This is a genomic window from Streptosporangium sp. NPDC050284 (assembly GCF_044459525.1).
Taxonomy (GTDB): domain Bacteria; phylum Actinomycetota; class Actinomycetes; order Streptosporangiales; family Streptosporangiaceae; genus Streptosporangium.
In genome coordinates this window covers 323,185-345,272 of the sequence record NZ_JBITIZ010000011.1, presented here as the reverse complement: position 1 = coordinate 345,272, position 22,088 = coordinate 323,185, and the positions used below count along the sequence as shown (strand labels likewise).

23 protein-coding genes, 1 tRNA gene, 1 riboswitch and 1 other annotated feature are annotated in these 22,088 nt (G+C 68.1%); of the genes, 11 read left to right on the top strand and 13 right to left on the bottom strand.

All coding sequences use genetic code 11. The features are described 5' to 3' along the window. Positions 1-21: 21 nt before the first annotated feature. Positions 22-702 carry a glycosyltransferase gene (locus ACIBH4_RS26310; protein ID WP_362513524.1) on the bottom strand — a complete coding sequence of 227 codons (681 nt, stop codon included), beginning with the start codon at positions 700-702 and terminating at the stop codon, positions 22-24. A 48-nt stretch (positions 703-750) separates the two neighbouring features. After that, positions 751-1,104, bottom strand: a complete 354-nt coding sequence (locus ACIBH4_RS26305) for an STAS domain-containing protein (RefSeq protein ID WP_350942041.1) — start codon at positions 1,102-1,104, stop codon at positions 751-753. A 572-nt stretch (positions 1,105-1,676) separates the two neighbouring features. Between ACIBH4_RS26305 and ACIBH4_RS26300 the strand changes: the two genes are divergently transcribed. Beyond that, positions 1,677-2,090 (top strand): RRXRR domain-containing protein, encoded by a 414-nt coding sequence (locus ACIBH4_RS26300; protein ID WP_362768666.1) that lies wholly within the window; start codon positions 1,677-1,679, stop codon positions 2,088-2,090. Then, positions 2,090-2,632, top strand: a complete 543-nt coding sequence (locus ACIBH4_RS26295; protein ID WP_362513516.1) for a hypothetical protein — start codon at positions 2,090-2,092, stop codon at positions 2,630-2,632. Before ACIBH4_RS26300 ends, ACIBH4_RS26295 begins: the two co-directional genes overlap by 1 nt. A gap of 56 nt (positions 2,633-2,688) precedes the next feature. On the opposite strand, the gene ACIBH4_RS26290 is transcribed toward ACIBH4_RS26295, so the two are convergent. Both ACIBH4_RS26290 and ACIBH4_RS26285 read right to left on the bottom strand, forming a co-directional pair. Beyond that, positions 2,689-3,816 (bottom strand): HAMP domain-containing sensor histidine kinase, encoded by a 1,128-nt coding sequence (locus tag ACIBH4_RS26290; protein ID WP_362513512.1) that lies wholly within the window; start codon positions 3,814-3,816, stop codon positions 2,689-2,691. Next, a complete protein-coding gene (locus ACIBH4_RS26285) occupies positions 3,813-4,508 on the bottom strand; it encodes a response regulator transcription factor (RefSeq protein WP_362513509.1) in 696 nt (231 codons plus the stop codon). Before ACIBH4_RS26285 ends, ACIBH4_RS26290 begins: the two co-directional genes overlap by 4 nt. 129 nt (positions 4,509-4,637) lie before the next feature. Here ACIBH4_RS26285 and ACIBH4_RS26280 point away from each other — a divergent pair, with 129 nt between their 5' ends. From ACIBH4_RS26280 to ACIBH4_RS26265, 4 genes are all read left to right on the top strand, one after another. Beyond that, positions 4,638-4,802 (top strand): hypothetical protein, encoded by a 165-nt coding sequence (locus ACIBH4_RS26280; RefSeq protein WP_362513505.1) that lies wholly within the window; start codon positions 4,638-4,640, stop codon positions 4,800-4,802. Beyond that, a complete protein-coding gene (locus ACIBH4_RS26275; RefSeq protein ID WP_362513502.1) occupies positions 4,802-5,068 on the top strand; it encodes a DUF6412 domain-containing protein in 267 nt (88 codons plus the stop codon). The genes ACIBH4_RS26280 and ACIBH4_RS26275 overlap by 1 nt, the downstream gene beginning before the upstream one ends. A gap of 291 nt (positions 5,069-5,359) precedes the next feature. Continuing rightward, positions 5,360-6,055, top strand: coding sequence for a membrane protein insertase YidC (locus ACIBH4_RS26270; RefSeq protein ID WP_362513499.1), 696 nt, complete (start codon positions 5,360-5,362; stop codon positions 6,053-6,055). Positions 6,056-6,499: 444 nt separating this feature from the next. Continuing rightward, positions 6,500-6,712 (top strand): hypothetical protein, encoded by a 213-nt coding sequence (locus tag ACIBH4_RS26265; RefSeq protein WP_362513496.1) that lies wholly within the window; start codon positions 6,500-6,502, stop codon positions 6,710-6,712. Positions 6,713-6,830: 118 nt separating this feature from the next. Here ACIBH4_RS26265 and ACIBH4_RS26260 read toward each other — a convergent pair whose 3' ends face one another. Continuing rightward, positions 6,831-7,280, bottom strand: a complete 450-nt coding sequence (locus ACIBH4_RS26260) for an ATP-binding protein (RefSeq protein WP_362513493.1) — start codon at positions 7,278-7,280, stop codon at positions 6,831-6,833. 157 nt (positions 7,281-7,437) lie between these two features. Next, positions 7,438-9,309, bottom strand: coding sequence for a PAS domain S-box protein (locus ACIBH4_RS26255; RefSeq protein WP_362768669.1), 1,872 nt, complete (start codon positions 9,307-9,309; stop codon positions 7,438-7,440). Positions 9,310-9,434: 125 nt separating this feature from the next. On the opposite strand from ACIBH4_RS26255, the gene ACIBH4_RS26250 reads away from it, so the two are divergent. Then, positions 9,435-10,019: a methylated-DNA--[protein]-cysteine S-methyltransferase gene (locus ACIBH4_RS26250; protein WP_362513484.1), complete on the top strand. Its 585-nt coding sequence runs from the start codon at positions 9,435-9,437 to the stop codon at positions 10,017-10,019. Between the two features lie 114 nt (positions 10,020-10,133). On the opposite strand, the gene ACIBH4_RS26245 is transcribed toward ACIBH4_RS26250, so the two are convergent. Then, entirely contained in the window at positions 10,134-11,510 is a 1,377-nt protein-coding gene (locus ACIBH4_RS26245; RefSeq protein ID WP_362513481.1) for a cytosine permease, read from the bottom strand. After that, positions 11,503-11,615: riboswitch (TPP riboswitch) on the bottom strand. It overlaps the preceding gene by 8 nt. 253 nt (positions 11,616-11,868) lie before the next feature. Between ACIBH4_RS26245 and ACIBH4_RS26240 the strand changes: the two genes are divergently transcribed. Together ACIBH4_RS26240 and ACIBH4_RS26235 are read left to right on the top strand one after the other, a co-directional pair. Beyond that, a protein-coding gene (locus ACIBH4_RS26240) for an IS3 family transposase (RefSeq protein ID WP_362768672.1) occupies positions 11,869-13,118 on the top strand; the annotation gives its coding sequence in 2 pieces (ribosomal slippage) (positions 11,869-12,178 and positions 12,178-13,118; 1,251 coding nt in all). After that, positions 12,171-12,284 (top strand) — a sequence feature (AL1L pseudoknot). Its footprint overlaps the gene before it by 114 nt. Positions 13,119-13,576: 458 nt before the next feature. Next, positions 13,577-13,990 carry a tyrosine-type recombinase/integrase gene (locus ACIBH4_RS26235; protein WP_362768674.1) on the top strand — a complete coding sequence of 138 codons (414 nt, stop codon included), beginning with the start codon at positions 13,577-13,579 and terminating at the stop codon, positions 13,988-13,990. A 32-nt stretch (positions 13,991-14,022) separates the two neighbouring features. Here the strand turns inward: ACIBH4_RS26235 and ACIBH4_RS26230 are convergent, their stop codons facing one another. From ACIBH4_RS26230 to ACIBH4_RS26210, 5 genes are all read right to left on the bottom strand, one after another. Further along, on the bottom strand, positions 14,023-14,784 hold the full coding sequence (locus ACIBH4_RS26230; RefSeq protein WP_362768677.1) for a hypothetical protein: 762 nt from the start codon (positions 14,782-14,784) through the stop codon (positions 14,023-14,025). A gap of 478 nt (positions 14,785-15,262) precedes the next feature. Continuing rightward, a complete protein-coding gene (locus tag ACIBH4_RS26225) occupies positions 15,263-15,586 on the bottom strand; it encodes a rhodanese-like domain-containing protein (protein WP_362513472.1) in 324 nt (107 codons plus the stop codon). A gap of 252 nt (positions 15,587-15,838) precedes the next feature. Further along, on the bottom strand, positions 15,839-16,444 hold the full coding sequence (locus ACIBH4_RS26220) for a transcriptional regulator (RefSeq protein WP_362513469.1): 606 nt from the start codon (positions 16,442-16,444) through the stop codon (positions 15,839-15,841). 15 nt (positions 16,445-16,459) lie between these two features. Further along, positions 16,460-17,065, bottom strand: a complete 606-nt coding sequence (locus tag ACIBH4_RS26215; protein ID WP_362768680.1) for a DM13 domain-containing protein — start codon at positions 17,063-17,065, stop codon at positions 16,460-16,462. A 357-nt stretch (positions 17,066-17,422) separates the two neighbouring features. Continuing rightward, positions 17,423-18,724 (bottom strand): LCP family protein, encoded by a 1,302-nt coding sequence (locus tag ACIBH4_RS26210; RefSeq protein WP_362513462.1) that lies wholly within the window; start codon positions 18,722-18,724, stop codon positions 17,423-17,425. A gap of 294 nt (positions 18,725-19,018) precedes the next feature. Between ACIBH4_RS26210 and ACIBH4_RS26205 the strand changes: the two genes are divergently transcribed. Beyond that, positions 19,019-20,500 (top strand): hemolysin family protein, encoded by a 1,482-nt coding sequence (locus ACIBH4_RS26205; protein WP_362768683.1) that lies wholly within the window; start codon positions 19,019-19,021, stop codon positions 20,498-20,500. After that, on the top strand, positions 20,497-21,531 hold the full coding sequence (locus tag ACIBH4_RS26200) for a hemolysin family protein (RefSeq protein WP_362513453.1): 1,035 nt from the start codon (positions 20,497-20,499) through the stop codon (positions 21,529-21,531). Before ACIBH4_RS26205 ends, ACIBH4_RS26200 begins: the two co-directional genes overlap by 4 nt. A gap of 402 nt (positions 21,532-21,933) precedes the next feature. Here the strand turns inward: ACIBH4_RS26200 and ACIBH4_RS26195 are convergent. Beyond that, positions 21,934-22,016, bottom strand: a tRNA-Leu gene (locus tag ACIBH4_RS26195). Positions 22,017-22,088 lie beyond the last annotated feature (72 nt).

Sequence of the window (22,088 nt, the reverse complement as noted above, 5' to 3'; positions counted from 1 at the left end):
CCGGGTGTCGGGTCAGCCGGGTTAACGGCGCGCCAGGAGGGCGCGGGCGACGTCGCGGAACTGCCTGGCCCGATGGATCTGGGCCTTCCAGTCGGTACCGGTGGCCCGGTGTGCCATCTCGACCTGAACCTCGCGCACCCGGAAGCCCTTCCTGAGCAGGTCGATCGTGAGACCTGTCTCCACGCCGAAGCCGCGCGCCAGGGGGCGGGCGGCCTCGAAGGCCGCCCGTGTCAGGCAGCGCTGCCCGTTGAGCGGCTGGGTGGGGGTCCAGCCGGTGGCGCGCTCGACGCCCTCACGCGCGAGTTTCACGACGAATCCGTGGCCGCCGAGCTTCACCCGGGTGACGAAGACGGCGATCGTCATGTCGACCTCGCCCGCCGCGACCGGCTCGATCAGCGCCGTGGCCGTACGGGCGGTGTCGCCCAGATCGGCATCGAGGAAGAGCAGGTGCCGGGGCTCCTCGCCGTCGAGCAGGCGCACGGCGTGGGCACCGCTCTCCATGGCGGCGGCCTTGCCCCGGTTTCGGCTGTGTCGCACGACGCGGGCGCCGGCGGCCTTGGCCACCCGTCCCGTCTGGTCGACGGAGCCGTCGTCGACGACCACGACGAGGTCGACGCCGGGCAGCGCCAGGACCGCGGCCACGGTGGCCCCGATCCTGTCGCCCTCATCCTTGGCGGGAATGATCGCCGCCGTGCCGACCATCGAACACCTCCAGCGTGGTGACCCCGGGCATCAGCCGTGGGGAGGACATCATCCTTGGGAATCGGAGGTCAGCAGCTTCTCCGGCAGGGTCTCGTGCACGACGAAGACAGAGTCGAGACCTGTGACCTGCAGGATCTTGCGCACTGCGGGCCGGGGCGCCGCCACCTCCAGTGTGCCGCCCCGCTCCCGCAACCGCTTTAGCGCGGACAGCAGCACGTTCATGCCGGTGGAGTCGCAGAACTCCACCGCGGACATGTCGAGGACGACACGCATGGTCTGGCTCTGACCAAGCAGCCGGGTGAACTCGGCCTGCAGGCGAGGCGCGGTGTATAGGTCGATTTCGCCAACGATGGTCACGACGGTGTGCCCGGCATGAGATCGAGTTGAGACTTTTAGCTCCACAGCGGGCACACTATCGGCGCGAGAGCCGCTGGTCACGTTCTCTTGAACAACCCGAGTCGTCCGCCCTTTGTCCCCCGTTTCCATGTCACGGAAACCCTGAGTGCGCGAAGCTTGACACTACGCAACGACGGCTTGGCCCGAAAGGGAGGAGACCCGGCACCTCCCGATCACCGCCGCGCTACATCAGCGGCCATTGAGTCACAAGAAACGGGCTCGAACGATCAGTCAACGACCCCCTCCTGAAGGAGGGGGCTTGAAGTGCAGTAATGCGCTTTGAAGCCCTGCGTTGACCAGCCCTGGTCATCAGCTCAAGGAGGTGCATTTTGATGACTACGTCGAACACAAGATCGCAGACCGACCTTGGGGTGCTTCCTCAGCCCCAGGCTCTCGAATCCGTGGGAGCGGACACGCCCGAGGGTGGGCACGAAACGGCTCACGGACACCGCCTCGCAGCGGTATCTGGTGTTCAACCTGGGCGAGGGGAGATCGAGCAGGCCGGCACCCGGTCTACTCGGCGTCACCCCGACCCGGCTTCGGCTGGGAAGGGAGCGGGCACTCCAGCCCACCCGGTCGTGTTCGTCCTGAACAAGCACGGCCAACCGTTGCAACCCACGAGCCCTGCCTACGCGCGGAAACTCCTCCGTTCCGGCCGGGCTGTGGTTCACCGCCATACCCCATTCGTTATCCGGCTGAAAGACCGCACGGCAGCCGATTCCGTCGTGGCGGGCGTACAGGTCGGTATCGACCCCGGCTCAAAGCACACCGGCAAGAAAACCGGTGTCCACTTCGGCCGCATCGCGGTCCGCAGCACCGGCAGTTTCAACATCACCACCCGGCACGGCACGGTGCAGGGCATTCACCACCGCCACATCCGGCTGCTCCAACGAGCAGACGGCTACGGCTACACCACCCACCCAGAAGCGCGGCACCATGCCGCGTTTCCTCCCGGCCCTGAAGGACCAAGTCTCCACGCTGGTGGTAATTGATGAACACCGACCTACCCGAAGATCTCCAGCGAAAGCGGCTCCGGGAGCACCTGGAGTCCATGATCACTCGTACCGACAAGGCCACCTCGTGGCGCGACGCGGCGAGCTCACTGCGAAACCTGGTGGACCACGAGGGGCACATCCCGATCAGGACCCGCCTGTCGACCGAGGACCTGGACTTCCTTGAGGGAGCGCGTGAGGAGCTCCTCGACTTCGCCACGCTCGGCGTCAGACTGCTCGACCTGCACCGGCCGCGCGACGCGGGCGGCGTCACCAGCGACACCGCGCATCCGATCCTGCGCTGCCGCAGCTGCATGTGGCGCTGGCCGTGCCCGACGTTCCGGGCGATGGTGGAATCTCTCGGCACCACCAGGAGGCTGACCTCCTGCCAGCACGTCGAACGCGACACCGAGGGCGACGAGTGCGCGCAGATGACTCTCATGGTCGCCGTGAGACCCGAGAACCTCGATGACCTCGATGACCACGTCACGCCCGCGCCGGCCGCCGGCGGCACGGGTTCCAACGGCACGGGCGCGAACTGACCGTCCTCCGACCGTCCTGCCCCGCACCCGGGCTCGACCGTTCAACACGCGGCCGCTCAGGCGGAGAGTGACAGCCGGATCTCGAAGCGGCAGCCGGCGCCGGAGTTGACGACGCCGATCGACCCCTCGTGGGCCTCGACGATGCCTCGCGCGATCGCCAGGCCGAGGCCCGCTCCGGCGCCCTCGGCGCTGGGGGTACGGGCCGTCTCGCCGCGGAAGGCGACATCGAAGACTCGGGGCAGGTCGTCGGCCGGGATGCCGCCGCAGCAGTCGGCGACGGACAGGCAGGCGATGTCGTCCTCGGCCGAGGCACGGACCACGACGGTGCCGTCGCCGGGGGTGTGCCTGATCGCGTTGACCACGAGGTTGCGCAGCGCCCGGGAGAGTTCGGCAGCATCGGCTTGGACGGGGACCACCTGGTCGGCCTCGCCGGTCAGCCGCACCCCCTTCGCCCTGGCCAGCTGTTCGACCCCGGCCAACGCGTCGGCGACCAGATCCCCGAGGCCGATCCGGCTGCGCGACAGGCGCAGCGTCCCGGCGTGAATCCTGGACAGCTCGAACAGGTCGTCGACCATGCCCGACAGCCGGTCCACCTCCAGGCGGATCTGGCGGTGGTAGCGGCCGACGGTCTCCTCATCGGAGACCACCCCGTCCTCCAGGGCCTCGGCCATCGCCCTCATACCGGCCAGCGGAGTGCGAAGGTCGTGGCTGACCCAGGCGACGAGCTCGCGGCGGGCGCTCTCCAGTGCGCGCTCGCGCTCGTGGCCGAGCCGCAGCCGCCGATACGCCTGGTCCAGGCTCCCGGCAATCGTGCCGAGCTCGGCGGGCAACCCCTTCGGGGGGGTGAACTCCCCCGAGGGCGATACGGCGTGCACGGCGTCGACGAGCCTGCGGCTCGCCGCCACGACCCGGCGCGAGAGCACCGTCGCGACGCCCAGCCCGACCAGGCCGCCCACGACGACCACGCTGAGCACGATGTCCCTCGGCGTACCCTCGATGATCATTTTCAGGGTGATGGCGACCACTCCGCCCACCGTCGCCACGACGGTCACCACGACGACCACCGCGAGCATCACGCCGATCGACCGCTCGCGCAGCAGCCGCATCGCGCCCAGCCCGGCCAGCGCGACCAGCAGGCCCAGCCCGGCGGTGACCGCGACGATCAGCAGGATCTCGGGGATCACGGCTCCGCCAGCGGTTCGTAGCGGTAGCCGACACCCCACACGGTGACGATGCGCCGGGGAGCGGTCGGGTCGGGCTCGATCTTCTCGCGGAGGCGGCGGACGTGGACGGTCACCGTGGACGAGTCGCCGAAGGACCAGCCCCATACCTGGTCGAGCAGGGCGGCGCGGCTGAAGGCCTGGCGGGGGTTGCGCATCATGTGGGCGAGGAGGTCGAACTCGCGGGCGGTGAGCAGGACCTCGTCGCCGTGGAGCCGCACCTCGTGGGCGCCGACGTCGACCGTGAGCTCGCCGTCCCTGAGCACGCCGGTGCCGGCGGGCAGGGAGGTGCCGCGCGCCCGCCGCAGCACGGACTGTACGCGCAGGGCCAGCTCACGCGGGCTGAACGGCTTCGTGACGTAGTCGTCGGCACCGGTCTCCAGGCCGGCGACCCTGTCCAACTCCTCGCCGAGCGCGGTCAACATGATCACCGGGACCGGCCAGCGCTCCCTGAGCTTCCTGCAGACCTGGAGTCCGTCCATCTTTGGAAGCATCAGGTCGAGCACCATCAGATCGGGCGGGTTGGCCAGCGCGCGCCTGAGCGCCTCGGCGCCGTCCCCGACGCAGTCGACCGCGTGACCGTCGCGTTCCAGGTAGCGGGCCACGACCTCGGCCACCATCGGATCGTCCTCGACCACCAGAATCCGCGCGCTCATGGCCTCCACGGTAGGCCCGCGAGGGAGCGATCCCTCATTCGTGTCACCGGTCCGTAAGGACTCGATCGTTATGACCATCGTTATGATCAAGGCCCTCGCCGTTTCCCCGGCCGACGTACGGTAGAGCGCATGAGTCGTATCGTGTTCGGGGTTCTGGGCGTCCTGCTCGCGCTCTACGTGGTGTTCGGGCTCGTGCTGCCCGCCCTCTTCGGGCTGCTGAAGTTCGCGCTCGTGCTCGGGGTGATCGCCCTCGTGGTCGTCGCCGCGGTCACCGTGGTGGGCAAGTTCAAGTAGTGAACCTCCTGCTCGCCGTCCAGACCCTGGCGGTCTGGATGTTCGACGGCGGCGGTGTGCTGACGGCCGCCGCCGTGGTCGGGCTGGGCGTGCTCCTGCTCGCCTGGGCGCTGCGCCCGGCGCCCGTCACCTCGGGTACGGGGTCACGGTCACCGCTGTCCCGGCGTGACCGGGCCAGGCTGACGATGTTCGTCCGGCAGCGCGACCCCGACGCGGCCGGGAGGTCCCGGCCCAGAGCACCCTCCGCGGGCCCGGCGCCCGCGTAACCCCCGCGACTTCTCGTGACTTCTCGCGACCTCTGTGCCCACCGCGCGTGATCGCCGTGTGTCCTTCATGCGCGTGATCACTGTGTGCCCGCACAGATGTGGTCGCCGTGCGCCCACGCGCACGTGATCGCCGTGTGTCACCCGCGCACATGACCGGCAACCCCGTACATGCGTGGTCGGCATGTCCCCGGGACACCCGGCCTTCGCGCGCCGCGCACGCGTCCCGGAAAGATCCCCGCGGTTCGCGGGTGCCTTCTGCGCTGTCTTCACTCCGCTCAGAAGGGCCCTTCCATGTTCGACCCCGTCATCTCGTTCACCGCCGGCCTCATCGCCGCGCTCGCCGAGCCGTTGGGCTCGACCCCGCTCGCGATCGTCGTGTTCACCCTCCTCGTCCGGCTCACGCTGCTTCCGCTCGGTGTCATGCAGGCGAGGGGCGAGCGGGTCAGGACCCGCCTCGCGCCGGAGCTCCAGAAGCTCAGGAAGCGGTACGGCCGCGACCCCGAGCGGCTCCAGCGGGAACTGGCCGCCCTCTACGCCAGGGAGAAGACCTCACCGCTGGCCGGGTGCCTGCCGTCCGTGGCGCAAATGCCGTTCCTCATGGTGACGTACCAGGTGTTCGTCTCCTCGACGATCGCTGGGCAGGCCAACGCGCTTCTGACCCACGGGCTCCTCGGAGTGCCGCTCGGGCAGCAGTTCGCGGGCACGGTGGCCGGATTCGGACTGATCAGCGGCCCGACCATGGTGTTCGCCGGACTCTTCCTGCTGCTCGTCGCCGTGGCGTGGGTCACCTCCCGCCGGATGCGGCGCACGATGAGCGAGGACCTGCAGCCCGCGGCGCTGCGCCGGATGCTGCCCCTGCTGCCGTACGGGACGGTTCTGGTCGCCATGGTGCTGCCGCTGGCGGCGGGGATCTACCTCCTCGTCTCGACGGCCTGGACGGCCGGGGAGAAGGCGGTGCTGCACCGCCCGGCGCTCGCCGGGGCGTGAGGGGTGCCCGTCCTCGGATCCATCGAGCTCGGCACCGGCGAGGGAGTGCCGTCACACCGGCTCGACCTCCACGAAGGAAGCGCCGTCACACCCCTTCGACGCCCACGAAGGAAGCGCCGCGACATGGGGTCGGCAGCCGCGGAGGAAACACCGTCACACCGCTTCGGACACCTGCGAAAGAAGCACCGTCACACAGGTTCGGCAGCCGCGAAAGAACCGCCGTCACACCGGCTCGGCACCCGCGAAAAACCACCGTGAACGTTTCACGTTCGCCGCACCTCTCCTCGCCGGTGTCACGAGGTCAGGCCCGCTCCGCGGACCGGGACGGTAGAGGTGATCTGTTTCCGGGCGAGCGCCGGTGTGATACTTCCGGTGCCGTCCGGCCCGACGGAGTGATCACACGTCTTCGCGGAATCGCATTTCGTCCATGCCCCAGGAGGAATGATGCGCAAGACCCTGACCCTGCTCGCCTCGGCCGTGCTGGCCACCGGCCTGGCACTGTCCGTCGGCGCGGCGCCCGCACAGGCCGCCACCCTCAGAAACGTCTACTACTACGACTGGGACTGCCACCGGGTCGGAAACCTCGGCATCCAGAGCGGCTGGTGGACCTCGTACAGCTGCGTCCCCCAGTACGACAAGTGGTTCCTCTACGCATAGAGCCCGGGTAGCCGCCCACCGAACAACGCCGCCCGGCGGGCCCCGGGTGGGCGCTCGGAGATCGGGATCCCGTCCCGCCTCGTGACGTGTGAGGCGGGACGGAACACCGTCGGGAGCGTTACCCGCATTCCCTGAGGGCGGGTTCGGGGGTGGAAACACGGCCGTTACCTACCGTGTCGACCGCCGCGACCAACGCCCACACCGTGGTGATGTCTCCCTCGTGCCTGACGCCCCAGGTGGAGGCCAGATACTCGACGATTCCGAGTCCTCGCCCTCCCAGGGAGGAGAGCGCCGGGCGTCCCGCCCGCGGTTCGGTGGCGGCGCCACCGTCACTCACAGCGACTTCGACATGCTCCTCGGTCCAGCGCCATGACACCCTGATCTGCCCTGATGGCAGGGGGTGGGCGTGACGCAGCGCATTGCTCAGCAGTTCGCTGACCACGAGCACCGCGTCATCGATGGCGGACTCGTACACACCCCGTTCCTGCAGGTCAGAGCAGAGGCGTTGGCGTGCGACAGCGACGCTGGACGGTGCATACGGCAACAGAACGACGCTCGACGCACTCACCTCCCCGTATGCCTGTTCCCCCCTGAGGAACTCACCCCAGTACGACCGAAATGCCCCGTTAGATAGTCTTGGAAACCGCACACCAACTACAGCTTGTGCACATTCGACAATAGATCAGCACATCCGTTACCGGCTCGTTACCGCTTCGGCGTGTCGATCAGGTAAGAGCGTTCGGCGTGTCGGCAATACGAAGAGCCAACCTCATCCGGGTGCCGCCCGAGGGGCGCGGATGCGCCGTGACCTCCCCTCCCTGGGCCCGCGCGAGGCTCCGCACGATGTAGAGGCCGAGGCCGACCCCGCCGAATCTGCGGCGGTCACCGCTGTCCGCCTGAACGAAACGTTCGAAGACGCGCTCCCGGCTGGCGGGGGCGATCCCCACGCCCTCGTCGTCCACGACCAGCACCACCCGGTCGCCGTCCACCCACGCCTCGACCCTGATCAGGCCACCGTCCGGCGAGTACTTGAAGGCGTTCTCCAGCAACTGGGCCAGCAGGATGTCGGTGGCCAGCGCGTCACCGGACACCGGGGGCAGGTCGTCGGGGACGGCGACCTCGATGCGGTGCAGGTCCGACAGGATCGGCAGGCCCAGCGTGGCACCCCGTACCAGCTCGGCCAGGTCGAAACCCTCGATCCTGAGCATGAGCTCTCCGGCCCCGGCGCGCGAGCCCAGCAACAGGTGGTCCATGAGCTGGCCGAGGGAGCGGGCCCGCTCGGCGATGGTGTGCACGGCGGCACGGCGCTCGGCGTCTGTCATGCCGTCCCAGCGGCTGTCGAGCGTGCTGGCGAAGCCTCGGACCACGGTGATCGGCGTGCGCAGCTCGTGGCTGGTGGTGGCGAGGAAGAGGTCCTTGGCCTCCTCCAGCTCCTTCGCGCGGGTGACGTCGCGAAAGTCGACCACGATCTCGCCCGTCTCCACGATCTCCGCGCAGAGCACGTCCAGCCAGGTGCCCGACGGCAGCTGGATGCCGAGCTTGTCCCCGGGGCTCGGCAGCTCGAACGGCGGCGGCCCGCCGATCACCTCTGTGGCGTGGAAACCGGTCAGCTCGCTCGCGGCCGGGTTCCACCGGACGACCCTGCCCGCGCCGTCGAGGACCGCGATGCCGTCGGCGCTGGCGTCGAACACCGCCCGCTCGTGGGCCCGCTGGCGTACGGCCTCCTGGTAGGCCATCGCGTTGCCCACGGCGATGCCCGCGTGACCGGCGAGGAGCTCCAGCAGCTCCAGCTCCAGGTGGCTCACCTTGCGCTTGGCGAACAGCGCGTACAGCGCACCGTACGGCCGCCCGCCCATGGCGGCGAGGCCGAGGGCGATGGTGTGCAGGCCGGGCAGCCGCGACCAGATCAGCTCGTCCAGGCGGTTCTGGTCGCCGGTCTCCAGCAGGACGGTCCTGCCCTCGCGCAGCAGCCTGCCGACCAGGCTGGTGCGAAGGTCGGCGGTGGAGTCGCGTATCGAGTCGGGAAGGTTGTGGCAGGCCACGAGCCTGAGTTTGTCGCCCTCGATCAACACGAACCCGCCCGCCTCGGCCCCGGTCAGCTCGGCGAGGCTCGCCGCGATCCGGTCGAGCACGGCGGGCAGCTCCAGCTCGGCGTTGATGTCGGCGACCACGTCGGTGAGCCTGCGGACGAGCTGTGCCCTGCGGGTGCTGCGCTCGTTGGCGGTCTCGTCGGTCTGGGCCAGGTGGTAGACGCTGACGTAGCCGAGGAGGGCGCCGTCCGGCGAGGACAGCGCGCCGGTGTCGACCCGCACGTCGATCAGGCTGCCGTCGCGGCGAAACCGCTTGGTCCTCAGCGAGACCTCACCGCCGGTGCGGACCTTCTCCAGGACCGCGTTGTGCTCGGCCGTCAGCTCCTCGGGGACCACCGGCGCCCGGCGCCCGACGATCTCCTTCGCCGACCAGCCGAAAAGGCGCTCGGCGGCGGGATTCCAGGCGAGCACCGTCTGCTCGCGATCGATGGCGACGATCGCGTTGGGCGCCGCGGCGACGACCTCACGGCCGATACCGCCGTCACTGCCGGCCCTGTAATCCACCACAGACCCATAGTGCCGTCTCAACCGGCCTGATCTTGGCACTTTCGTCCCGCACGTGTTGCCACTGGCCGGGCGATCCGTCCGATACTCTGCGGTCACCACACACCTGGATACGAAAGGGTGGGGCCATGTCATCCGGCGACATCGATGCATTGCTACGGGTGACCTCGCCCGACTACGTCGGCACGAGCCATCCCGACATCGCGTTCGGCACGCTCGACGGCCCGCTGGGGCGTCTCACCCTCGCGGTGACGGGCAGGGGTGTGGTGGCCTGCAGCTACGAGGACGAGAACGTCGTCTTCGAACGGATCAGCAGGGAGGTCGGCACGTTCATCGGGCCGGACGCCCGGCGGCTCGATCCCGTCCGCCGGGAGCTGGACGCCTACTTCTCCGCCAGGCTCCGCGCCTTCACGACACCGGTCGACCTGCGCCTGGCGACCCAGTTCTCCAGGACCGTCCTGCAGATGATGCTCGCGGTGCCGTACGGGACGGTGACGACCTACCGCGAGATCGCCGAGCGGATCGGCAGGCCGCGGGCGCTGCGCGCGGTCGGCAACGCGCTGGGCAGCAACCCGGTGTGCGTCATCGTGCCGTGCCACCGGGTCGTCGAGAGCGAGGCCGTCCTGGGCGGGTACGCCGGAGGATCCGCCGCCAAGGAACGCCTGCTGCGCATCGAGTCCACCGCCATGGCCCGCGATCCCGGCGGCGCGTAGACCGCCTCGCCCACTCGGCCGCCCCTCTCCGTCCGGCCGAAGGCGTACGCTCCCGTGCGACAGAAAGCCGTACGCCCTCGTATGCCCCGACCGGAAACCGCACGGCCGGCACGGTCAGGAGCGGCGCCGGAGCGCGCCGAGGGCCAGGGTGGCGAGACCCGCGACGAGGAACGCGCCGACGGACGCGCTCATCCACGGCTGCGGGACGAAGCCGAGCGCGTCGCGGACGCCGTTCCAGAACGAGGTCCACCACGCGACCTCCGGAGCGGTCGGCAGTGCGGCGAGCATCCACCACGTCACGAAGCCCAGCACCCACGCGACCACCATGAGCGGGCGCGAGGGCGCGGTCTCCGAGGTGTCCCAGCGATCGGCGCCGCCGAGCAGGAAGTAGTCCGCGGCGAGCACCGCGAACATCGGCACGAATACCGCTCCGATGAGCCCGAGGAAGCCGGTGTAGGTCTCGGCGTTGACGAAGATCGCGAGCAGGGTGACCAGCACGCCGATGGCGACGGAGATGATCCGGCGGTCCAGCCTGGGCAGCAGGTTCTGCAGCGACATCGCGGTGGAGTAGACGTTCACGAACGACTGGTCGGTCTCGCGCAGCACCAGGATGCCGAAGAACAGCGGGCCGAGCGCCGCGGCGACGAAGGGGTCCCAGACCTGGTTCGGGTCGTTGCCGACCAGTGCGAGCGCCGCGATGCCGAGGACGAGGCAGGCCACCTGGGCGATCGTGTAGCCGCCGACGACCCCGGTGAACGCGGCCCTGCCGGAGCGGGAGAAGCGGGCGAAGTCCGCCGCGACCGGCACCCACGAGACCGACAGCGCGATCACGTAGTCGACCGCGGGGGCGAACGCCTCCCAGGATCCGCCTCCGATCGCCGGTCCCCGCTGGAAGAGCGCGACTGTGAACCAGATCATCGAGATCACCACACCGGCGGTGACGTACCTGCGGAGCAGGCGAACCGCTCCCAGCGGCCGGATGGTGAGCGCGGTGGTGATCACCCCCGCGACGACCACCCAGACCGCGTAGGGCACCTCGACACCGAAGGACCCGGCGATGGCCTGGGCGCCCTGGGCGATCACCCACAGCTCGAAGGCCCCCCAGCCCAGCATCTGGATGATGTTCAGCACGGTCGGCAGGTAGGAGAGCCTGGCCCCGAAGAGGCCTCGCAGCAGGACCATCGCCGGAGCGCCGGTCCGCTGCCCGGGAATCGCGGCCAGGCCGACCATCGCGGTACCGATGACGCTGCCCACGACGGCGGCCAGGATCGCGGCCACGAAGCTCAGCGGCCGGTCGCCGAGCGGGTTGATCAGGGCGATCGCACCGGAGAACCCGAGCAGGCTGACTCCCAGGTTGGCCCAGAGCGCGCCCTGGTCGAGCACGCCGAGGGCCTTGGGAGGAGCCTCGCCGAGCGTGAGGGGCGCCTCGACCGCCCCTGAGTCTCCGGGATCGCCGGAGCCCTTGGTGGAATCAACGGCGGCAGACGTCATCGCGCACACTCCCTACGCCGGCATTACCCGGACAGGTTCATGCGGTCGGCGACAGCTGTAGTCGCCCTCTCAGCCTGGTTGCCCCAAGCTCCCGCGTTGGTTGACACGCAAAGCCGGGATCACCCCAGCTCGCGCCCTCATGATGCACCATTCGCCCGTGTTCGGCCAGTGCCGGGTTCGCGCGAACGTCTCATGAGACGAGTCCGTAGACGTCCGCAGAAGTACAGCTACGTACGTAGCGGTAGCTGTACTTCCTGGCTGTACGGCAACCGTCTGACCTCTAGGTCTAGAGGGATATCCCTCTAGTGAACCGCGCCGGGATTGCTGGAGGCTTCATCGGTTGGAAAGGATGAAGCTCATGTCAGGTCGATCTGGTTCGTCGCACCCCGCCCAGCGTCGGTATCCGCCGGAGTTGAAAGAGCGGGCGGTTCGGATGGTGCAGGAGGCAACCGCGCAGTCCGGGGAGTCGTTCGGCGTCATCACCCGCGTTGCCCGGCAGTTGGGCATCGGGTCAGAATCGCTGCGCAACTGGGTCAAGCAGGCCGAGATCGACGGCGGTCAGCGGCCCGGGACCAGCACCGATGAGGCCAAGCGGATCGCCGAGCTGGAGCGCGAGGTTCGCGAGCTGCGCCGTGCCAACGAGATCCTCAAGGCGACATCGGCTTTTTTCGCCAGGGAACTCGACCCTCGACCGCCCAGATGAACGCCTTCATCGACGCGCACCGCGACCAGTTCGGCGTCGAGCCGATCTGCCGGGTCATGCAGGCCGCGCCCTTGACATACTACGCAGCCCGCACCCGGCCGCCGTCTGCGCGAGCAGTACGCGATGACCGGCTCAAAGCGGAGATCACCCGCATCTACCAGGACAACTACTCCTGCTACGGCGCCCGCAAGATCTATCGGCAGTTGCAACGCGACGGGCGGGTGGTCGCCCGGTGCACGGTCCAGCGACTGATGAGCGAGCTGGGCATCGCCGGACTGGTCCGTGGCAAGACCCGGACAACCACCACCGCCGGCGGCCAGGGCGAACGACCGGCCGATCTGGTCAGCCGCAACTTCTACGCGCCGGCGCCGAACCGGCTCTGGGTCGCCGACCTGACCTACATCCGCACCTGGTCGGGCTGGGTATACGCGGCGTTCGTCATCGACGTCTACTCCCGGATGGTCGTCGGCTGGCAGATCGCCACCCATCTACGCACCGATCTGGCCCTGGACGCTGTGGAGATGGCCATCTGGCGTCGCAACCACACCCAGTCCGCGGATCTGTCTGAACTGGTTCATCACTCCGACCGCGGGGCGCAATATCTGTCTATCCGCTACACCGAGCGCTTGGCCGACACCGGCGCGGTCGCTTCTGTGGGCAGTCGCGGCGACTCCTACAACAACGCTCTGGCCGAATCCTTCAACGGTCTGTTCAAAGCCGAGCTGATCCGCCGCTACGGTCCCTGGAGGAGCATGGACGACGTCGAGTTGGCGACGCTGGAATACCTCGACTGGTTCAACCATCGCCGTTTGCACACCGCCTGCGGCAACATCCCGCCCGCAGAGTACGAAGCGATCCACTACCGTCACCAACAGGCCGCACCCATCGCGGCAGAAACCAAGTAGCCGAGTTTCCACGAAACCCGGCGCGGTTCATAGAGACGCGCGGCGCCCTGTCGAGCACTGGAATCCCAAGCGGCGTCGGCACTGCTGCGCGGTCGGCCAGTGCTGTGGCCAGAGGCTTTCCGAGGCCACGGCGCAAAAGGCCGTGAAGATTCTCCGTAGCCTTCTGTCCAACGCGATCACGGAGGAGGTCATCACCAAGAATGTCGCGACCGCGCTCCGCCTTCCCACCCTGCGCAGGCGTAAGGACAAGGCGTGGTCGGTGGACGAGGCGCGGCTGTTCCTGGAGAACTCGCGCAACGAGGCTGATCCGCTTTATGCGGTGTACGTCCTCATCCTCGTTCTGGGCCTACGCAAGGGCGAGGTGCTGGGGCTCGATTGGAAGTATGTGGACCTGGACGCCGGGGATTTGTACGTCGGCGAACAGCTGCAAAGGGTCCGTAATCGCCTGCTTCGGAGCGGTGAAGACCGACGATTCCGAAGCGCCGCTTCCCCTGCCCGGGATCTGCCTTGCCGCCCTGAAGCTGCGCAGGCAGCAGCAGGACCACGACAAAAGGGAAGCCGCGGGGCAGTGGCAAGAAACGGGCCTGGTCTTCACCTCTCCTCTGGGGAAGGCAATGGACCCGACGAAGTTCAACGGCCGGTTCGATGCTCGCGTGGCGAAGGCGGGCGTACGCCGGATCACCGTGCACGGCATGCGCGGGACGTGCGCAACCCTACTGGCCGCCCTCAACGTTCATCCTCGCGTAGCCATGCGGGTTCTCCGTCACAGCAACATCAAAATGACCATGGAGGTCTACACCGACGCCACCGACGAAGCCACCTGCGAGGCGCTAAAGAAACTTAGTAGCGCCCTCGATCAGAGGGGACCTTAGAAGAAGATTCAAATGACAGCCAAAGACCATGGCTATTTGATAAATTGTTCCACCAATAGCTGAAGAGCGGTTCCCAGCAAAGCGCCGAGCGCCACAAATAGCCACTGGGACCTCTTTGATCTATCGTCGATCGCTTTAATGAGGGGATCGGCGCGAGCTGCAACAAGACGCTCAATTGCCTCGACAGCATCACGCTGCGTTTGAGCATATTCTCGATCTCTCTCAGCTCGTTCGCGACTCTCCTTGGCTTGTCGGGTCAAATCTTTGGCTATCTCTGCTCTCGCTTGAATCTCGTTTTGCAGTAGAGCAACATCGGCCGCCGCCTTTATTAGATGCTCCGTAGCAACGGAAAATCTTTCACCCAGGTCATCTTCGGTCGGCACACTGATTTGCTTGAGTTCCTGAGCGTAACCTTCAATACGAAGTACTCGTACAACTACTGCCGCCATACTGAATACCATTAAAGCATTAACGATACTATAATCTATACTGTCGCTCACAAATACAAGAACACCGAAAGATAAATTCACTACTCCTATCACTCCAGTACTGGCCCTACTTGCAATACGATTAGCAATAGCGAGCACAGGGGAGCCGGATGTCCCGACTTCGCCCTTCCGTGACAGCGGTCCTATCAATACCAGCGCGAGCATGAATAATATAATCGCTTGATACATGTTGCCTGGAAGAAAGTCTGCCAAAACTGCCATTAGCGAAAACGTGGCAGAGATGCCAAAAATAATTGCTATTGCAACTTTTCTTGATTTCACAGTATCGAGCAGTTTGGTGTCCACAGCTGTCTATCGCGCGAAACCGTGCCCGTGTTGCACGTTTGGCCGGTCCACTCTGCGGGGCAGTCCAAAACTTGAGCCAGAAGGGAGCGGGATCCCGCGGTCAAGGGGGCGGAATCCCGCGACAAAGATCACCGAAATTCTCAGGGGCGAAGGATCAAGGACAGCGTGCACATCTCATGACTATTGCTGTACTTCGTAGCCGTACGAGGGGACAAACGGCCCTCTACCCATACATGATTAGCCTCTGACCTGCGCTGCAGCGGCGGTGCACGTAAGCGCAGCACCATCCGGACAGGTTCATGCGGTCGGCGGCGCGTCGGAGGGTTCGAGACCCTCTGCGTGATTCCGCCCTCTCAGCCCGGTTACGCCCGAGCTCCCGCGGTAGACATTCGCCCCGATTATGTCATTCATTCCTTTCCTAGGAAGGGCTCCCCCTCGCGTCCCCTTCAAGGGCTTCCCCTCGCCCGGTGCGTACGGCTCAGGCGACGAAGGGGTCCTGGCCGCTCTCGGCGATCATCGGGCGTCCCGCGCCGTCCCAGGACCGCATGCCGCCGCCGACGTTGATCGCGTCCCAGCCGACGTGGTTGAGCCAGGCGGCGGCGTTCGCGGAACGGCCGCCGACCCGGCAGACCACGTAGACGGGTGTGTCCTTGGGCACCTCGTCGACCCGCGCCTGCAGCTCGCCCAGGGGGATGTGGACGGCGCCGGGCGCGTGCCCGGCACGCCACTCGTCGTTCTCACGTACGTCGAGCAGGAACGCGTCTTCCGGCACGGCCTGCACCTCAACTTCAGGAACACTCATGCGCTCATTGTTCCAACGTCCCCCACCGGATGGGGCGCGAAGCCGCTCGGACGCCCGCATCCGGACCTTCAATTTCCCCTGATAGCAGGCTAATTGGGGACATCCAGCCTGCCGAATTGTCCGTTCACCGGCGGGGCGGGGAAGCCGTTCACCGAGGGCGGCTGGGAGCGTCCCACGGAGAACCGATAATCCGGCAGATCGGCGGAGGGCGGAAGGACCCGGCCGCCGGAGGCGTTCACCCACGTTCCGCTGTCAGGGAACGTCCCAGAAGGCGAGTTCGTGAGCCATCCCCTCGGCGAACAGCTTCCCCGCCCTGCCGGGGTCCGGTGCCACCTCGTCGATCATCACCGCGATGCGCTCGGTCAGCTCGGTGAAGGCGGGGTGTGCGTAGGTGTCCACCCAGGCGCGGTAGCGGGGCTCCTCAGGAGGGTTCTCCGCCAGGACGCGTCCGAGCGTGGAGTAGCCCCACATGCAGGGGTAGAGCGCGGCCAGGCCGTCGGCGTAGACGGCCGCGGAGTCGAGTAGGAAGGAGGTGTACGCCGCGCAGGCCGGACCCTTCCTCGCGCCGCCGAGGTCGGCGTCGAACTCGGCCGACAGCGACCGGTGCAGGCTCAGTTCCTCGTGGAAGGTGGCGTGCGCCAGGTCCACCAGGTCGCCCAGATGCCCGTCCGGAGCCTGCCACGCGAGTCGCGAGAAGACCCGGACGTAGTCGAGCAGGAACAGGTAGTCCTGTTCCAGCCACGACCGGAAGACCGGCTCCGGCAGGTCTCCCCGCGCGATGCCCACCACCGTCGGGTGGGCGAGCTGCGCCTCGACGAGCGGGCGGCCGATCGCATGCAGTTCCTCAGAAACCCTCATGGGTCGGAGATTGTGTCAGGTCAGGGCGGCGGCGCCGAAGGAGACGCTGAAGCGCTTGCACCAGATGGTGACGGACCTCAGGCTGTCGAGGTCGGCGCCGGCGGGAATGGCGTAGTTGGCGTTGCCTCTGTTTCCCTTCAGGTCACCGAGTTCGAGGTGCTTGCCGTCGTCCAGGTTGAACCATCCCGCGGTGCCCTCCTTGACGGGCTGATCGCTGAGCCAGACCCGCAGGTCCGGCCCGTCGGAGGTGTTCAGGTCCTCGATCCGCAGGACCCGGCTCCCGTCGGGCAGCTCCAGCACCCTCGCCCTGCCCTCGGTCTTGTGCTCGTGGGAGATGAACGTGCCCTTGGACAGGGTCTTCGGCTCCCGAGCGGGCACGGAGGATTCGGAGGGCGCAGCGGACGCGGAGGACGTCGAGGGCGCAGCGGACGTCGAGGGCTCGCCCTGCGGGGTGGCCTCGGCTCCGGGTGGCGCGGTCGCCACGGGCAGCGCCTCGTTCACCTCGACGACGGTGAACAGGCGCCACGGCTGGAACAGGTACAGCGCGACACCGAGCGCGACGGCGCCCAACGCCAGGACGCCCCAGGTGACGGGGTGTCGGAGCAACCTCTTGAATCTCATGGGATACCTCCGGCGTCGAGTCCTGCGGCTTCCGGCCACGGGGAGAAAGCCGAGATGTCCCTCCGGCCTCGACGCCGACGCTATCCGCGGCACCGCCCTCGATCGATTACGGACTGCTTACAACCGCGAAGTCCTCGCCTCGCTCCCGCGTGACACGACGGCGCTGACCGCCTCGGCCCCGCCGCCCCTCGGCGTCTCGCCCCGCTCCCGCGTGACACGACGGGACTCCCCGGTCTCCGAAGGACGCGGTCCGATCGCCTCCGTTCGACGTCCGGCATCGTTGTCCGATGCGGGACGAGCAGGCCGCGGAGCGCGAAACCGAGTTGGGCCGACGCCCCAGGAAGACCGGGGAGGAGGTCACTTGCCGAGGGCGTCCTTGGGGACGGGCTTGTCCTGGGCGAGGGCCTCGAACATGCGCAGGGCCTTCTCCCGGTCCCACTTGACGACGGACTGGCCGTCGATGGTGGGCAGGGAGCCGATGGGCACGACCGTGGTGATCGGGTCGCCGCCCATGGCGAGGCCGAGGGAGAGCAGGTCGAACGCGCCGGTCTCCTCGCCGACGGTCACCGAGTCGGCCGCGCTCAGCGCGAGCGGGACGGAGGTGAAGGGGTTGATCAGGACGCCGGGGCTCGCCGCCTTCTTCACCACCGCGGAGAAGAACTGGCGCTGGCGCTGGGTCCTGTCGAGGTCGGGGATCGTGCCGGTGGCGCGGGTGCGGACATAGCCGAGGGCCGTCCCGCCGTCCATGGTCTGCAGGCCCTTCTTCAGGTTGATCCCCGCCTTGGGATCCTTGATCGCCTGCTTGACGTTGATCTCGACCCCGCCGATGGCGTCCACGATGCCCACGAAGCCGCCGAAGCCGATCTCCATGTAGTGGTCGATGCGCAGCCCGGTGACCTGCTCCACGGTCTTGGGAAGCAACTGCTGGCCGCCCTTGAAGGCGTAGGCGGCGTTGAGCTTGTTGCTGCCGTGGCCGTCGATCGGCACGTACGAGTCACGCGGGAGGCTGACCAGGGTCGGGCGGTCGTCGCCCTCGGGGATGTGCAGCAGCATCATCGTGTCGGTCCTGCGGCCCACCGCCTTGCCTGTGGCGAGCTTCTTGCGCTGGGCCGCGGTCAGGCCCTCGCGGCTGTCGGAGCCGACCAGCAGCCAGTTGGTGCCGGGGGTGTCGGCGGGACGGCCCTCGTAGTCGGTGAGCGCCTCGACCCGGGTCAGCCGCGAGTTGACCGTGAAATACCCGACGACGGTCAGGAGGAGCAGCACGACGACCAGTCCGGCGAGGATCCGCACGGCGAGCCTTCCGGGACGCTTCGGCCGCCAGGCGGGCATGCGCGACGCGAACCCGCCGCCCTGGCCGCCGGAGCCCCCGCCCGAGCCCCCCGGCTGGGCCGAGGGGGCGTTCAGCGGCCTGACCGGGCCGGAACCCGATCTGGCTTTGCCGTACACCCGCCCGCCTCCCCGGGAGGGCGGCACCTCGCGCGAGGACGCCTCCTGCCGGACGGGCGTCTCCCGGGAGGAGGCCGACGCCCCCCGGACGGGCGTCCCCGGGCCGCCGGGCGAGGGGTAGGCGGGCTGCCCGGCCGCTCTCGACGGCACGGGCCCCGGCGTGGGCGATCGCAGCGCGCGGGTGCGGTCGTCGTCTTCGGGCCTGTCAGCCACGTCTTGTCCCGCCACTTCTCGATCTCATGGTGAAAACGTCATTATCGACGCTACGTCGTGGCTCAGGAACCTGCCGCGAGGCGGCCAAGGTTTCCCTATGTAAAAGTACTCAGACAGGTGGTTAGCGACCAACAATGCGATCGTCGGCCGATCCGGAAACATTGACCCCCACCCGGATCGTTACGGTAGAGGACCACCTCTGCTCGAAAGGATGATCGTGTCCACTCCGGACTCGTGGAATATCTGCCCGTGCGAACGCACGGGCACCACTGAACCAACCGGGAGAGCCGCCCGGTGAACACGGCTTTGGGCCTTCTGGCCATCCTCCTCCTCACCTTCGCCACCGGTTACTTCGTCGCCCAGGAGTTCGCCTTCGTCGCGGCGGACCGGGGTGTGCTGCGTGAGCAGGCCGACTCCGGCGACGCGGCCGCGGCACGGGCGCTGGAGGTGACGAAACGGCTGTCGTTCATGCTGTCGGGCGCGCAGCTCGGCATCACCGTGACCGCCCTGCTCGTCGGCTTCCTCTCCGAACCCGCCATCGCCACGGTCATCCGTCCCTGGCTGGAGGACGCGGGAGTACCGTCGGGGGCCGTGCCCGGCATCGCCGTGGCGCTCGCCGTCACGATCGCCACCGTGATCCAGATGGTCTTCGGCGAGCTGGCCCCCAAGAACCTGGGCATCGCCCGTCCCGAGCCCGTGGCGAAGTTCCTCGCCCGCTCGACGTTGATCTACCTGCGGATCGCCGGACCGGTCGTCCGGCTGTTCGACTCCGCCGCCACCGGCCTGCTGCGCCGGGTCGGCGTGGAGCCGGTGGAGGAGATCGAGCACGGCGCGAGCCCCGAGGAGCTGTCGCGGATCATCTCCGAGTCCGCCACGGCGGGTGACCTGCCGCCGAGGCTGTCGGAGCTGCTGGAGCGGGCTTTGGAGTTCGGTGACCGCACCGCGGAGGACGTGATGGTGCCGCGCCCCCGCCTCGTGCTGCTCAGGGACGACCGGCCGATCTCCGACCTGGTCGACGCCGTCCGCAGGCATGGTCACTCCCGCTACCCGGTGCTCTGCAACCAGAACGGCGACGACGTGGTCGGCGTCACCGGCGTACGCGAGCTGCTCAAGTCGGGGCTGACCGACGGCAAGCTGGAGGAGATCACCCGTCCCGCGCTCCTGGTGCCCACCTCGTCACCGCTGCCTCTCGTCCTGGAGCGCATGCGCACCGCCCGCGACGACCTGGCGTGCGTCATCGACGAGTACGGCGGCCTGGCCGGCGTGGTGACCATCGAGGACCTCGCCGAGGAGCTCTTCGGCGAGCTCATCGACGAGAACGACCCGGAGCCCGCGGGGGTCGTCGTGGGCGAGGAGGGCACGTGGGACCTGCCGGGCACGCTCCGGCTGGACGAGATCGAGCGGGCCATCGGGCTGCAGCTCCCCGAGAGCGACGACTACGACACCGTCGCGGGCCTGGTGCTCGCCACCCTCGGCCGGATGACCGAGCCCGGTGACGAGGCGACCGTCACGCTGACGCCGCGGCACGATCCCCTGGAGAGCGACGACGTCGACGAGGAGGAGGCGGTGCTCACGGTGCTCTCCGTGCACCGCAGGGTCCCCGAGTGGGTTCGGCTGTCGCTCAACACGTCGCGGGAGACCGATGGCGACCAGGGCACGGAGACGAGACCCGGGAAGACCGGGGATGAGGAAGAGCCGGAGATGAACGCGCCGCGGATGATCCAGCGTGGCCCCGAGCCGCCCATGATCGAGCGGAGCGGGGTGAGGCGGCGATGAGCACCGTCTCCGCCCTTCTGCTCGGTGTGGCCCTGCTGATCGGCAACGCCTTCTTCGTCGCCGCCGAGTTCGCGGTGATCTCGGCCCGCAGGCACCGCCTGGAGGAGATGGCTGGCAAGGGCGGCCGGTTCACCCGGCTCGCCGCCCGCGCCGCCGTGCGCGGCAGCAGGGAGCTCTCCCTGATGCTGGCCGGAGCCCAGCTGGGCATCACGCTGTGCTCGCTCGGCCTCGGCATGGTGACGGAGCCGGCCATCGAGCACCTGCTGGAGCCGGTCTTCGGCGCGGTCGGCCTGCCAGAGTCGCTGCGGGTCGCCGTCTCGCTCGTGATCGCGCTGGCGTTCGTCACCTTCCTGCACATGGTGATCGGCGAGATGGCCCCCAAGTCGTGGGCGCTCACCCACCCGGAGACCGCGGCGATGGGGCTGGCCCTGCCGTTCCGCGGCTTCACCTGGCTCATGAGGCCGGTGCTCGCCGCGCTCAACGGCCTGACGAACGGGATCCTGAGGCTGTTCGGGGTGGATCCCAAGGACGAGCTGGCCACCACCAGGACCCCGGTCCAGCTGGCGATGCTGGTCGGCGAGTCGGGCCGGATGGGCCTGCTCGACCGCGACGAGCACGACCTGCTCACCCGGGCCCTGCGGGTTCACCAGCAGCCGGTGGAGCGACTGATGCTGCCGCTGGAGAAGACCACCTCGGTGCCCACCGACGCGACGAGCGAGCAGATGCGCCAGGTCGCCGCACGCGACGGGCACCTGCGCATGCTGGTCACCTCCGGCAGGCCGGGCGACGTCCTGGGCGTGGTGCACGTCAGGGACATCCTCGTCCGGCCGGAGGCGAGCCCCGCCGAGCTCGCCCGCCCGGTGCCGCGCCTGGACAAGGCCACCACGATCCCCGACGCGGTCTCCACGCTCCAGGACGCCCACGCGCACCTGGGCCTGGTCACGGAGAACGGCGGCGAGGTGGTCGGCATGGTGAGCCTCACGGACCTGCTCGGCGAGGTCCTGGACGTGCGGGTGCTCGCGGCCCGCTAGCGGCCCCCTGACTCGCGGCCCGCCGACCGGCGGGGACCGACGGGAGCCGACAGGACCGGTCTCGGGATCGGCGGGAGACGGCATGGGCCGGGGAAAGATTCTTTCCCCGGCCCATGTTCTCTGTCAGCGTAATCCGAGCACCCGACGAACCCCTGCAAGTCATCCGAAAGTGATCAGCAAGCACGGCAGGGTAGAAGGGTGAGGCATGCCGTAGTGGGCCAAAAACCACAAGACCCATGCGTAACCCCTGAGACTTCTCTATAACGGAGCGAGCGACTATCTTGATCGATGATCCACTCGGTCCGGCACGAGACCTTACGGACGGCTCAGATGAATACGCGGTTTCCCGGAAAGCGACAAAACCCCGGTCGCGATGCTCGCATGACCGGGGTGGTGATCTTGTGGGCGAGGAGGGATTTGAACCCTCACGTCCTTTCGGACACACGGACCTGAACCGTGCGCGTCTGCCGTTCCGCCACCCGCCCTTGTTGGGTGCGGTCGAAACATTAGCACGAATCGGCCGGTACCCATGAACCCGGATACGATCCTCCTAGATG